13 protein-coding genes are annotated in these 11924 nt (G+C 71.0%); 9 read left to right on the forward strand and 4 right to left on the reverse strand.

The window, feature by feature from the left end; translation table 11 throughout:
* Position 1: 1 nt before the first annotated feature.
* Positions 2 to 757, reverse strand: a complete 756-nt coding sequence (locus EO776_RS10905; protein WP_049931550.1) for a coenzyme F420-0:L-glutamate ligase — start codon at positions 755 to 757, stop codon at positions 2 to 4.
* A gap of 448 nt (positions 758 to 1205) precedes the next feature.
* Here EO776_RS10905 and EO776_RS10910 point away from each other — a divergent pair, with 448 nt between their 5' ends.
* Both EO776_RS10910 and EO776_RS10915 read left to right on the forward strand, forming a co-directional pair.
* Positions 1206 to 1709 carry a DUF367 family protein gene (locus tag EO776_RS10910; RefSeq protein ID WP_086216982.1) on the forward strand — a complete coding sequence of 168 codons (504 nt, stop codon included), beginning with the start codon at positions 1206 to 1208 and terminating at the stop codon, positions 1707 to 1709.
* A 97-nt stretch (positions 1710 to 1806) separates the two neighbouring features.
* Complete coding sequence (locus EO776_RS10915) at positions 1807 to 2280, forward strand: redoxin domain-containing protein (RefSeq protein ID WP_086216983.1); 474 nt, start codon at positions 1807 to 1809, stop codon at positions 2278 to 2280.
* Positions 2281 to 2377: 97 nt separating this feature from the next.
* On the opposite strand, the gene EO776_RS10920 is transcribed toward EO776_RS10915, so the two are convergent.
* Positions 2378 to 2737 (reverse strand): DUF5518 domain-containing protein, encoded by a 360-nt coding sequence (locus EO776_RS10920; RefSeq protein ID WP_099289235.1) that lies wholly within the window; start codon positions 2735 to 2737, stop codon positions 2378 to 2380.
* 139 nt (positions 2738 to 2876) lie between these two features.
* Here EO776_RS10920 and EO776_RS10925 point away from each other — a divergent pair, with 139 nt between their 5' ends.
* The 4 genes from EO776_RS10925 (at position 2877) to EO776_RS18985 (ending at position 7084) form a co-directional block, all read left to right on the forward strand.
* Complete coding sequence (locus EO776_RS10925; protein ID WP_094520863.1) at positions 2877 to 5324, forward strand: heavy metal translocating P-type ATPase; 2448 nt, start codon at positions 2877 to 2879, stop codon at positions 5322 to 5324.
* 63 nt (positions 5325 to 5387) lie between these two features.
* Complete coding sequence (locus tag EO776_RS10930; protein ID WP_094520862.1) at positions 5388 to 6365, forward strand: hypothetical protein; 978 nt, start codon at positions 5388 to 5390, stop codon at positions 6363 to 6365.
* Between the two features lie 91 nt (positions 6366 to 6456).
* Positions 6457 to 6756 (forward strand): hypothetical protein, encoded by a 300-nt coding sequence (locus EO776_RS10935; RefSeq protein ID WP_094520861.1) that lies wholly within the window; start codon positions 6457 to 6459, stop codon positions 6754 to 6756.
* A 151-nt stretch (positions 6757 to 6907) separates the two neighbouring features.
* The gene (locus tag EO776_RS18985) at positions 6908 to 7084 is read left to right on the forward strand and encodes a hypothetical protein (protein ID WP_167373071.1); all 177 of its coding nucleotides are present in this window, start codon (positions 6908 to 6910) and stop codon (positions 7082 to 7084) included.
* Positions 7085 to 7130: 46 nt separating this feature from the next.
* Here EO776_RS18985 and EO776_RS10940 read toward each other — a convergent pair whose 3' ends face one another.
* Positions 7131 to 8198 carry a type II glyceraldehyde-3-phosphate dehydrogenase gene (locus tag EO776_RS10940; RefSeq protein ID WP_049931557.1) on the reverse strand — a complete coding sequence of 356 codons (1068 nt, stop codon included), beginning with the start codon at positions 8196 to 8198 and terminating at the stop codon, positions 7131 to 7133.
* Between the two features lie 184 nt (positions 8199 to 8382).
* Between EO776_RS10940 and EO776_RS10945 the strand changes: the two genes are divergently transcribed.
* Entirely contained in the window at positions 8383 to 9333 is a 951-nt protein-coding gene (locus EO776_RS10945; RefSeq protein WP_094520860.1) for an aminopeptidase, read from the forward strand.
* A gap of 353 nt (positions 9334 to 9686) precedes the next feature.
* Here the strand turns inward: EO776_RS10945 and EO776_RS10950 are convergent, their stop codons facing one another.
* Entirely contained in the window at positions 9687 to 10577 is an 891-nt protein-coding gene (locus tag EO776_RS10950; RefSeq protein WP_094520859.1) for an HVO_0234 family beta-propeller protein, read from the reverse strand.
* Between the two features lie 117 nt (positions 10578 to 10694).
* On the opposite strand from EO776_RS10950, the gene EO776_RS10955 reads away from it, so the two are divergent.
* Complete coding sequence (locus EO776_RS10955) at positions 10695 to 11678, forward strand: nucleoside recognition protein (RefSeq protein WP_049931560.1); 984 nt, start codon at positions 10695 to 10697, stop codon at positions 11676 to 11678.
* Between the two features lie 58 nt (positions 11679 to 11736).
* On the forward strand, positions 11737 to 11901 hold the full coding sequence (locus EO776_RS18990; protein WP_167373072.1) for a DUF7838 family putative zinc beta-ribbon protein: 165 nt from the start codon (positions 11737 to 11739) through the stop codon (positions 11899 to 11901).
* The last annotated feature ends 23 nt before the right edge of the window (positions 11902 to 11924 follow it).

An 11924-nucleotide genomic window follows, 5' to 3' on the forward strand; every position in this document is an offset into this window, starting at 1 on the left:
GTTACTCCTGAAAGGTCCACTCCCGCAGGGCCTGCCGGACGAAGTCGCCCTCGACCTCGCGGAAGTGATTGTCCGAGCCGTCGTGGTCGCCGAACTCCCAGTCCCGGACGACGACGACCGGGGTGCCGCCCGCGCCCTCGCCGGCGACGAGGTTGGCGGCGGCGGCGAGCTCGTCGATCACGTTCTGGACGGTGACGCCCATCTCGCGGCCGTCGCGGTCGCGTTCGCCGCGCCAGTCGCGGCTGGCGGGTAGCCCGGCCCAGCCGATCGCGACCCCGCGCTGGCCGTGCCGGAAGGGACGACCGGAGGTGTCGCTGACGACGACGCGGTCGGCCGCGAGTCCGTCGCGGATGCGCTCCGCGCTCTCGGTGGGGCGCTCCGGGAGCAGCAGCAGGTCGCCGTCCGGGACGTTCGAGCGGTCGATGCCGGCGTTGACGCCGACGTGCCCGAAGCGCGTCGCGGTGAGGAGGAACGGCGCCTCCATGACCAGCTCCGTCGACTCCTCGATGACCGCCTGCGCGAAGCGCGGATCCTTCTCCTCGTCCGCTATCTCGGCGAGCCGGTCGGCGACCTCGCGGGCCCGGGGGCCGGCCGGGAAGTCGTCGAGGTCGAAGACGCGTCCCTCGGCCTTCGAGACGACCGTGCTGGCGACGACGACCACGTCGTCCTCGCGGAGGTCGACGCGCTCGCCGATCATGGCCGCGAGGTCGTCTCCCTCCCGGATCTCCGGGAGGTCCGGAACCGCGAACAGCTCCATACGATCACCTGCGCGGCGACGAGGAAAAATCCCGCCGGTACCGGGCCGGTTTGACGGTATCGGGACGAAGCGGCGGAGTCCGATTCGCGGCGGACTGGCGAATAACTGGCGCGTTTGATCAGGCACAAAAATAGTATTTGCTAAAACATTCGTTGGTATAAATACCAAAAAACCATGTCTATATAAGGACAAAGGGCGGGTAATAGGTATTTCAGCCAAAATTTTTTACGGACCGAGTAAATACTGTAAAACGCGATGAAGGAACTGACAACCGAAGGCGAATCGGCTCCGATCGGGACGCGGACGCGCGTCCCCGAAGAGGCCGACGACGGCGAACCGATCGTGACGCAGACCCGCGCCCCGTGACGGCGCGCGGGCGTCGACCACCCGCATTTTTTCTGCCGACGGCGTCCGTACGGCTTATACGCGACTCCGTCGAACGCCAAGTGTGGACCTCCACGTCCGGTACGAGGGCGACGACGACCCCGACAAGTGTACGGCCCGGAAGCTCGCGCGCTTCGACCTCGCCGAGCTCCACCGCTCGGACCGAGCCACGCCGTACGGGGTCGTCCTCAACCCCCACGCCGAGCGCGCGCTCTCGCCCGTCGACGCCGAGCGGGCCGCCGAGACCGCGCTCGTCGCGCTCGACTGCTCGTGGGAGTCGGCGGGCGAGAAGATGTTCTCGCTCCCCGGCGAGCACCGCGCGCTGCCCTACCTCGTCGCCGCCAACCCCGTGAACTTCGGCCGTCCGATGCGGCTCACCACCGTCGAGGCGTTCGCCGCGGCGCTGGTGATTCTCGGCGAGCGCGACCGCGCCGAGCGCGCCCTGTCGAAGTTCACGTGGGGCGAGACGTTCCTCGAACTCAACGCGGAGCCGCTCCGCCGGTACGCCGACTGCGAGGACTCCGGCGAGATCGTCGACATCCAACAGGAGTACCTCGACCGCGAGTGACTCGGTGCGGGTTCGGCCCGAGACGGTAGCGGGCCAATACCGGCACCGAACGAGGTCGCGACAAGGCTTTTGCGTGAATCAGCCGTATCGAGAGTCGATGGTATCCACAGGCGACGACGCACCCGCGTTCACCGCGACGGTCGGCACGAGCGATCACGAGCCGTTCGACCTCGACGAGGAGATCGGCGACGGGCCGGTCGTGCTCGCGTTCTTCCCCGGCGCGTTCACGCCGCCGTGTACGAACGAGATGATCGCCTTCCAAGAGCGCGCCGACGCCTTCGCGGAGGCCGGCGCGACTCTCTTCGGGATCAGCGCCGACTCGCCGTTCTCGCAGGGCGCGTTCCGCGAGGAGCACGGGATCGAGTTCGACCTCGTGAGCGACATGGCCGGCGACGCGATCCGCGCGTACGACCTCGAGATCGACATCGCCGAACTCGGCCTCCACGGCATCGCGAACCGCGCCGTGTTCGTGATCGACGACGACGGCGAGGTCGTCTTCGACTGGGTCGCCGACGACCCGACCAACGAGCCGGACTACGAGGCGGTCCTCGACGCCGTCGAGAGCGCGTGAATTCCGGTCGCGGGGCGGCCGGTCCCGTCGCGTCCGCGGTTCTATTGTAATAAGATACCGGAGCCCCGCAGCGACGGACCGCTTCGAGCCGATCCCGCTATCCGAGGACGCCGCCGATAGCACCCGCAAGCGCCGAGTCGACCGCGAACAGCAGCGTCAGGAACAGCCCGACGACGAGGACCCCCGCGCCACCGAGCAGGCTTCCGAGTGGGCCACCGGCCAGTCCGACGAGGCCGCCGAACGCGGCGAGCAGGAGCGTGACGGCCACGCCACTCACCGAGCCCACGAGCAGGCCGTGCCAGAAGCCGGAGAGCAGCCCGCCGGCGGCGACGTAGCCGGCGACGAACCCGCCGATGAGTCCCGCGCCGACGTGGCCCACGACGGGGACGAGCGTGGCCAGCAGCCCGGCGATCAGCATCACGACGAAGCCGGAGCCGACGGCGCGCCAGTCTGTCATACCCGCGGGTAGCCGGCTCGGAGGTAAATACTTCCTCGTCAAATTTGTTTACTTCGAATCTATTTTTATTAATATCTTATAAAATAATGCCTCTATGTGGTAGCTAGATTAATAACGCTCCGGGAGCGACGTTCAGCTAATGAGCGAATCGAACCCGACAGCCGATCCCGACGAGTCGGACGGGAGCGCGCCGACGGGAGCGCAGCTCCGGCTCGCGGTGCCGGACATGGACTGCTCGTCGTGCGCGGGGAAAGTCGAGGGCGCGCTCGATCGGGAGGGCGTCCGCTCGGTCGACACTCGGCCCACGACGGGCGTCGTCGTCCTCACGTACGATCCGGAGGCGACGGACGTGGAGGCGCTGACGGCCGCCGTCGAGGGCGCGGGGTACGCGGTCGCGGATGCGGAGTCCGACGGCGTCGCCGACGGCCTGTTCACGAGCCCGCGCGCGATCGCCACCGCGGTCGGCGGGGCCTTCCTCGCGGTCGGGCTCGCCCTCGAGTGGCTGCTCCCCGGGCTCGACCCGACGTTCGCGACGATCGGCGGCGTCGGCTTCCTCGGGCCGTGGGCCGTCACGGGCGCCTCGGTCGCGTACCTGCTGGCGGTCGCGATCGCCGGGCCGCCGATCCTCCGGAACGGGTTCTACTCGCTGCGGGGGGTGAGCCTCGACATCGACCTGCTGATGAGCGTCGGGGTCGTCGCCGCGCTGCTCGTCGACCTCCCGTTCGAGGCGGCGACGCTCGCGGTGCTGTTCTCGGTCGCCGAGCTGCTCGAACGTTACTCGATCGACCGGGCGCGCACCTCCCTCCGCGAGCTGATGGAGCTGTCCCCCGACGAGGCGGTCGTGATCCGGGACGGCGAGGAGGAGACGGTCCCCGCCGAGGCCGTCGCGACGGGCGAGCGGCTCGCGGTGCGACCCGGCGATCGCGTCCCGCTCGACGGGGTGGTCCGCGAGGGCTCCGGCGCGGTCGACGAGTCGCCGATCACCGGCGAGTCGGTCCCGGCGGAGAAGGAGCCCGGCGACGAGGTGTACGCCGGCTCGATCAACGAGGCCGGCTACCTCGAGGTTGAGGCCACCGCGCCCGCCGAGGAGTCGACCATCGCGAGGGTCGTCGATCTCGTCGAGGCCGCCAACGGCGAGGAGACGCGCGCCGAGCGGTTCGTCGACCGCTTCGCAGGCGTCTACACCCCGATCGTCGTGGTCGGCGCGGTCGCGACCGCCGCGCTCGGCCCCGTCCTCGTCGGCGGCGGCGCGGAGACGTGGTTCGTCCGCGGACTCACCCTGCTCGTCGTCGCGTGCCCCTGCGCGTTCGTCATCTCGACGCCCGTCAGCGTCGTTTCCGGCGTGACCGCGGCCGCCCGGAACGGCGTCCTGATCAAGGGCGGCGAACACCTGGAGGCGGCCGGCGACGTCGACGTCGTCGCGCTCGACAAGACCGGGACGCTCACGCGCGGCGAGCTGTCGGTGACCGACGTGGTCCCCCTCGGCGACCGCGAGGCCGACGACGTGCTCGCGTGCGCGACCGCCATCGAGCGACGGAGCGAACACCCGGTGGCGGAGGCGATAGTGGTGCGGGGCACTGACGCCGCCGGTTCCGAGGCCGCCGGTACCGGGTCCAGCGACGAGACCGAGGTCACCGACTTCGAGACGCTCACGGGCGAAGGCGTCCGCGCTGATATCGACGGCGAGACCCACTACGCCGGCAAGCCCTCGCTGTTCGAGGACCTCGGTTTCGACCTGAGCCACGCCCACGTCCGCCCTGACGGAGGGGTGGTTCGGGAGCGCGACGACGCCGACGACGCTGGCGGAGACGGAGCGCGCGGGAGCGAGGCGAGCGCCGCCGCGGAGCCCGAGCCCTGCGACCACGGGCAGTACCTCGACCTAGCGAGCGAGACGATTCCGCGGCTTCAGGCCGAGGGGAAGACGGTCGTCCTCGTCGGGACCGAGGCGGAACTGGAGGGCGTCGTGGCGGTCGCGGACACAGTCCGTCCGGAGGCGGCGTGGGTCGTCGACCGCCTCCACGAACTCGGCGTCGACCGGGTCGCGATGCTCACCGGCGACAACGAGCGGACCGCGCGGGCGACCGGCGACCGCGTCGGCGTCGACGAGGTGCGCGCGGATCTGCTCCCCGACGAGAAGGTCGCGGCGGTGCGTGAACTCGCCGCCGAGACCGACGGCGGCGTCGCGATGGTCGGGGACGGGATCAACGACGCCCCGGCGCTCGCGGCGGCGGACGTGGGGGTCGCGATGGGCGCCGCCGGCACCGACACCGCCATCGAGACCGCGGACGTGGCGCTGATGGCCGACGACCTGACCAGGCTCCCGTACGTCGTCGACCTCGCCTCGCGCGCGAGCTCGACGATCCGAACCAATATCGGGGCCTCCCTCGCCGTGAAGGCGCTACTCGCCGCGGGCGCTCCCCTCGGCTACGTGAGCGTCGCGATGGCCGTCGTCGTCGGCGACATGGGTATGAGCCTCGGCGTCACCGGGAACGCGCTCCGGCTCGGCAACGTCGAGCCCGCGGAGCCCTCCGGGGCGGCGACGGACGCGGCCGAGCCGAACGCGGACGCCGCCGCGTCGGAGCAGTAGCCGGTCAGTCGACCCGGAAGCCGGCCTCACGCTTTTTATTACCGCGGCGGTAACTGCGCTCGTATGCCCTCCGAGCGCGGGACGCCCTCCACCTCCGAGGAGGCGATGGACCGCACGGAGTCCGCGGAGGTCCGGGCCGACCCCCACGGCGACCGGAGCGTCCCCGAGACGGTCGCCGAACGCGACCCGATCGAGTGGGGGCCGGTCCGCCACGAGCGACTGCGCTCGCTCGCGATCGGGGTGTCAGTCGGAATCGCCGGCGCGGTCCTCGTCGTCTTCGGCACCGTCGCCGCCGGGGGGATCGCGGGTATCGCGTCCGGCGACCTCGCGGTCCCGAGCGTCGGGGCCGAGGCGATCGCCGTCGGGGTCGCGCTCTTGCTCGCGCTTCTGCTCGGTACCGTGCCGGTGCTGTACGCCGTGTACCGCGAGAGTTCGGTCGGGGAGCCGTCCGTCGCCCGACTGCGCGAGGCCGCAGAGACGCTTCGGCCCGGCTGGACGCTGGCCGGGCTCGGCGCGGTCGTCGCGGCGGCGCTGGCGCTGCCGACTGACTTCCTGCCGGCCCTCTGGCCGCTGTTCTGGGTCGTCTGGTTCGTGCCGGCGGTCGCCGAGTCGTCGGGGGTCGCCGTTCGGCTCGACCCGGCCGAGCGGGCGATCGCGCGGACGTATCCGGCGCGCGACCGAACTCGGAGCGATGACCTCGGGGCGGTCGTCAGGACGCGCCGGATCGACCTCCCGTGGACGACGGTGTTCCTGCTCGCGTACCGCGGGAACGCGTGGTTCCGGTCGACGCCGTGGCTGTTCGTCCCCCGCGACCGGGCGGACGCGGTCGAGTCCGCGCTCGGCGCGGTGCTGGCGGAGAGCGACGGGCCAGACCGGGCGAGCGTCCCGGAGCGGCTCACCCTCGCGACGCTGGGATCGTCCTCGCTCGTAGTCGGCCTCCTCATGGCCGTTGCGGCCGGCGAGGGAGCGGGCGGACTGGCGCTGGCGCTGCTCACGGCCCCGTTCTCGCTGCTGTTCCTCGCGCTCGCGGCGCGGTTGTGAGTCGCCCGCGGAGTCGACGCAAACCCGTCGCGACACCGGACCTGACACCCCCTACCACGCGACTCATATACCTGCGCACCCAAACCCGTTCATGGACAGACAGCGTCTGGAACGCGCGCTCGAAGACGAGTTCGGCGGGACCGAGGCCGAGCGGCGGGCCGTCTCGCGGGCGGCCCGCGACCTCGTCGACTCCGGACGGCCCTCCGAGGACCGCGGCCACGGCCTGACCGTGAGGGGGGTGATCGGACACATGGAGGACGCGCCGGACGACTCCTCGCTGGTGGAGCGGTGGAACTGGTGGATGGGCGCGCTCGATGCTGCCTACGGCGGCTACGACTACTTCACGGTGCGGTTCGTCGAGGACGACGAGGCGACCGGCCTCCGGCGGTAGGGCGACAGCGGACCGCCGAGAGGGACGACAGCGGACCGCCGGCGGCGAGCCCGACTGTCCGAATCACCGGCGAGCGGCAGCGGATCGTCCACTTTCACTTTCACTCCGCGGATGGCTCGGTTATAGGAGCGTTCCGGGCCGAACTAGGTGTATGAGCGCAGTCACCGCCGACCGACCCCGGTACGCGACGCCCACGCGCGTGGACATCACCGACTGTCGAACCGACCGCCTCCCGGACCGAGTCCGCGTGAACCGCGTCGACGGGAGCGAGGTCCACCTCGAACGCCGCGGCGGCCGGACGTTCCTCGTCACGCGACCGACCGAGTGACGGCGGCTTCCGGACGGTAGCGACCGAAAAGACCGCGACTACGGCGTCAGTCGTCGGCCGTCAGTTCCGCGCGCGCCGGCCCGTCGTTCCCGAGCCGACTTTCGAGACCCACGCCGAGCGTCTCGTTCGTCCGCGCCACCGACTCGGCCGCGTCGACGTCGGTCGTCATCGCGCGGATCGCGTCGACGTTCTCCGGGACCACGTCGGCCTCTTGGTGGACGTTCTGGAAGAGGTACAGGTCTCGCCCGGTGACGCTGATCGACTCCTCCCAGACGCAGTTCTCCCAGAGGTCGCCGCGGGGCCGCCCCGCGTCGGCGGCGTACTCCTTCAGCGCGCCCGCACCGTCGATGCCCGCGGCCTCCGGCACGAGGAAGATCCGGTCCTCGTCGGCGAGGAGGTCGCGGACGGCCCCCGAGTCGGGGTCGCTCTCCAGCGTGACGTTGACGCTGTGGGTGTGCATCCCCGTGACCGGCGCCTTCAGTGCCGCGGTGTCGACCGGCAGGTCGGGAAGAATCTCGTTCACGTCCGGACCGTGATGAGAGGGGACCGCCGCGGGGTCGGGAACGATGTCGTTTATCGGGCCGCGGTCCGTCTCGCTCGGATCGCCGCCGCGGCGCACGAGCGTGACGCGCGCCTTCTCGACGCCGTAGGTCTCGTCGAGCGGCGCGAGCAGCCGCGAGAGCGCGGTCGTGTTACAGGAGACGACGCGGACCGCGTCCGCGCCGCGGGCCGCCTCGAACCGACCGCGGGCGTTGAAGGAGGCCTCGGCGACGGCGGCGTCCTCGCCGCCTTGGAAGATCGCCGGCGTGTCGTGGGCCTCGTAGACGGGCGCGTTGCGCTCGCCGACGCCGGAGGGCGCGCAGTCGACGACGACGTCGACGGCGTCGAGCAGGTCGCCGAGGATCCCGGACAGGTCGACGCCGGCGGCCGCGAAGTCTTCGACGCGGTCCTCGACCGCCGCGTACAGGTCGTAGCCGCGCCGCGCCGCGGCCTCGACGCCGTAGTCGGGCGACGCCTTCGTCACGCCGACGAGTGTCATGTCCGGCTGGGCCGCGACGGCGTCCGCGACCCGTTTCCCGATCGTGCCGTAGCCGTTGACGCCCACGCGTATCATATCTGCCCCTCGCTCGGGAATCGGTATAATCTTTTCGAGGTGGGTGAAATGAAATTAACTACCCCACGAGTAATCGATCGGTTAATTCGACGCCGATCGGTACCGGACGTAAATAATTCAATTACGGAATAGAGTAAACTCAGCGATGACAAGGCCTAACGCCCGGCCGAACGGAGACGCTGGCATGGCAGCCGATCTCTCCGACGCCGCGACGACCGCGGTCGAACAGTGTCTGAACGTCGCTCCCGACGAATCGGTCGCGGTCGTCACCGACGACGAGCGCGAGCCGATCGGCGAGGCGCTGTACGCGGCCGCGAGCGCCGTCACCGACGACGCGACGCTCCTCCGGTACCCCCCGACCGAACAGCACGGGACGGAGCCGCCGGCACCGGTCGCGGCCGCGATGGCGGAGGCCGACGCCTTCCTCGCGCCGACGACGAAGAGCCTGAGCCACACCCGCGCCCGCGGCGCGGCCTGCGACGCCGGCGCGCGCGGCGCGACGCTGCCCGGGATCACCAAGGACGTGTTCACGACGGGGCTCGACGCCGACTACGCCGCCATCGAGGCCGCCTGCGACGACGTGCTGGGGCAGATCGGCGACGCCAGCGAGGTCCGCGTCACCGCGCCCGCCGGCACGGACATCACCTTCGAGGTCGGCGACCGCGAGTGGCTCGCCGACACCGGCATGGTCCGCGACCCGGGCGACTTCTCGAACCTCCCCGCGGGCGAGGTGTTCGTCGCGCCCGCGAGCGCGACCGGAACCTTCGTCGTCGACGGGACGATGATGCCCCACGGCCTGCTCGACGACGGGCGGGAGCTGGCGTTCGAGGTGGAGGACGGGTTCGTGACCGAGATCGCCGACGACGCGATCCGCGCCGACGTCGAGGCCGCCGCCGACGAGGTCGGCGACGCGGCGTACAACCTCGCGGAACTCGGCATCGGCACCAACGGCGGCGTTGCGGAACTCGTCGGGTCAGTCCTCCTAGACGAGAAGGCGGGCGGGACCGTCCACATCGCGATCGGCGACAACGTCGGGATCGGCGGCGAGACGGACGCGCCGCTCCACCTCGACGGGATCATCCGGGACCCGACGGTCTACGCCGACGGGGACGAGATCGACCTGCCGAGCGCGTGAAACGTCCGTGAGAGAAAACATCCCCCACTTATAAACTATCGAGGCGCTGGCGCGTGCCGACGAGCGGGCGCCATCGGCGGCCGCGAGACAGCACCGCGCGAGGGAGTCGGTGGGTCGGAGCGAAGCGGAGAGCCACCGACGAGGCTGGGGAGGCGTGAGGTGCGGTGCGGGGCGGGACTCAAACGGGCAGCCGCGAATCGGGCGCAGGCGAAGTAAGGACCACAGCGAGCGTGCGCCCGATTCGCGGCTGGGGCTTTGGGAGTATTCACCGCCGACCTGCTGAATCCCGTTTATAATCCGACGGGGAATTTGGAGGGAGCTCCCACCGAGCCGTCAACATCGACGTACTCTGCCTATTCTACGACCGCGAGCGCCACGCCCGCCACGTCGCGAACGCCGACCACCTGGTGTCGCCACCCGTCGCCGGCGTCGACGCAGAGCGTGCCCGCGTCCGTCACCGCGACCGAGACGCCGGGGCCGTAGCCGAGCGCGACGGGCGTCTCGTCCACGGGCAGGTCCGCGGGCGTCCACGTCTCCTCGCCCCACTCGCCGGCCCCGTCCGAGTGAACGAGCAGGTCACCGCCGACGACCGCCATCGCGTGCCCGTCGCCGTCGGACGCGACCGCCTCCGCGACCGCCTCCCGGGCCGTCATCCAACCGTTGCCAAGCCAGTAGAGCCCCGCACCGGTCGCCGCGAGCGGCATCCCGGCGCCGGCCACGTCGCGCGCGTCGTCGAGGCCGACGTCGGTGATGCCGCGCTCACCGACCCGGTACACCGCCTTCGCGCCAGCGACGAGACCGCCGTCGACCGCGCGCGGGTCTGTGACGGTTCCGATCCGCGTCGTCGACGAGACCGTCGCCTCGTCGCCCTCCCCGACGTTGATGCGCTCGATCGCCCCGTCCTCGCGGGCGACAAGGAGCGCGTCGTCACGGTCCCTCGCCGCGCCGACCGCGACCGCCGGCTCGTCGTCGACCGACTCGAACGCCGGGTCGTCGCCGACCGCGGCGACCGAGAGCCCGTCGGGCGTGGCCGCGACGGCGAGGTCGGGGCCGCCGCCGCGAGCGAGGACGGTGACATCGCGGGCGGGGTCGCGGGCGACCATGTCGAACGCGCCGACCTTGTCGGCCGACATCGAGACGCGGACGATCCCCGTCCCCGTCGCGACGTAGGCGTCGGTGCGGCCGACACTGCCCGCGTACACGCGCTTTTCATCGATCGAGATGTCATCCTCGGCGGGAGCCATCGGAGGGCCGTTCTCCGCGGCGGGACATAAGCCCCGCGCGGCGGCGCGCGTTCCGACCCTCCGGGAACGCCCGCCCGTTCCGACGGCCATTTGAGCGCCCCTCGCGTACGCTGATTCGTGCAATCGGTCGCCGCCGAGTTCTCGACGCTGCTCGCGGAGGTGGCCCCCCGACTTGCCCGGATCACGGCGTTCATCGCGGGGGGCGTCTTCGCCGCCAACGTCGCCGTCGCGTTCGGGCTGGTCCGGTACGTCGCCGGGCTCGCGGGGTGGCTCACCCGACCGGCGAACCTCCCGGACGAGGTCGGCACGGCGATCCTCACGACCGCGGCGTCGACGACCGCGGGCTACGCGACGCTCGCGGAGTTCCGCGAGTCGGGCCTGCTCGACGACCGGGCGACGCTCGTCGCAGTGACGATGAACACGTTCTTCGGCTTCGTCCAGCACGTGTTCACCTACTACGTCCCGGTGTTGATCCCGATCCTCGGCGTCACCACCGGCGCCGTCTACGTCGGCGCGCGCGCCGGCATCGCGCTTTTGATCACCGTCACCGGCGTCGTCGCGGGCGGGTTCCTCCTCTCCGAGTCGAACGTCGACCGCGCCGCGCTCGCCGACGTCGAGGCGACCGGGCCCGAGGACGACGACCGTACCGACCGGGAGCGCGTGCGCGACGCGGCCGGGAAGTCGTGGCGGACCCTCAGGCGGATCGTCCCGCGGCTCGCGGTCGTGTACACGCTGGTCATCTGGCTCGTCACGACCTACGACGTGGCGGCCCTGACGAGCGTGGCGGAGCCGATCACGAGCGTGCTGGGCCTGCCGGGTGCCGCGGTGCCGGTCATCGCGGTGTTCACGCTCGACACGACCGCGGGCGCGGCGACGCTCGCCGGGACGGAGGCCGGGATCTTCACGACGCGGACCGCGGTCGCGTCGCTGCTCATCGGGAGCATCCTCTCGTTCGCCGTCTCCACGTTCCGGCGCTCGATCCCGTTCCAGTACGGGATCTGGGGGCCTTCGTTCGGGACGAAGGTGATCGCCGTCAACACCGCGCTCAAGCTCGTCTTCATCTCGGCGACGGTCGCGCTGCTGCTCGCGCCGGTGTGGTGACAGGGCCGGCGGAGCCCGAATCAGTAGGTTCAACACCGGCCCGGATCGATCGGCGCACATGGCGCTCGAAAAGGACGTGGACTGTCCCGACTGCGGCGGGTCTCGTTCGTTCTACCGGACCGCGGCGATGACGCTCCACCTCGGCGAGAAGACGAAGTGGCGCTGTCCCGACTGCGGCTACGGCTACGTCGAGATCGACGGCATCGACACGCTTCCGGCCTGACGAAACCGTTCGCCGGCGCCGCC

It is taken from the genome of Halorubrum ezzemoulense (genome assembly GCF_004126515.1).
Classification (GTDB): Archaea; Halobacteriota; Halobacteria; order Halobacteriales; family Haloferacaceae; genus Halorubrum; species Halorubrum ezzemoulense.

Bases quoted from the DNA above. Each gene is read 5' to 3' on its own strand.
- EO776_RS10905 (WP_049931550.1), bottom strand. From the start codon at position 757: ATGGAGCTGTTCGCGGTTCCGGACCTCCCGGAGATCCGGGAGGGAGAC.
- EO776_RS10915 (WP_086216983.1), top strand. From the start codon at position 1,807: ATGGTATCCACAGGCGACGACGCACCCGCGTTCACCGCGACGGTCGGC.
- EO776_RS10920 (WP_099289235.1), bottom strand. From the start codon at position 2,737: ATGACAGACTGGCGCGCCGTCGGCTCCGGCTTCGTCGTGATGCTGATC.
- EO776_RS10925 (WP_094520863.1), top strand. From the start codon at position 2,877: ATGAGCGAATCGAACCCGACAGCCGATCCCGACGAGTCGGACGGGAGC.
- EO776_RS10930 (WP_094520862.1), top strand. From the start codon at position 5,388: ATGCCCTCCGAGCGCGGGACGCCCTCCACCTCCGAGGAGGCGATGGAC.
- EO776_RS10935 (WP_094520861.1), top strand. From the start codon at position 6,457: ATGGACAGACAGCGTCTGGAACGCGCGCTCGAAGACGAGTTCGGCGGG.
- EO776_RS18985 (WP_167373071.1), top strand. From the start codon at position 6,908: ATGAGCGCAGTCACCGCCGACCGACCCCGGTACGCGACGCCCACGCGC.
- EO776_RS10940 (WP_049931557.1), bottom strand. From the start codon at position 8,198: ATGATACGCGTGGGCGTCAACGGCTACGGCACGATCGGGAAACGGGTC.
- EO776_RS10945 (WP_094520860.1), top strand. From the start codon at position 8,383: ATGGCAGCCGATCTCTCCGACGCCGCGACGACCGCGGTCGAACAGTGT.
- EO776_RS10950 (WP_094520859.1), bottom strand. From the start codon at position 10,577: ATGGCTCCCGCCGAGGATGACATCTCGATCGATGAAAAGCGCGTGTAC.
- EO776_RS18990 (WP_167373072.1), top strand. From the start codon at position 11,737: ATGGCGCTCGAAAAGGACGTGGACTGTCCCGACTGCGGCGGGTCTCGT.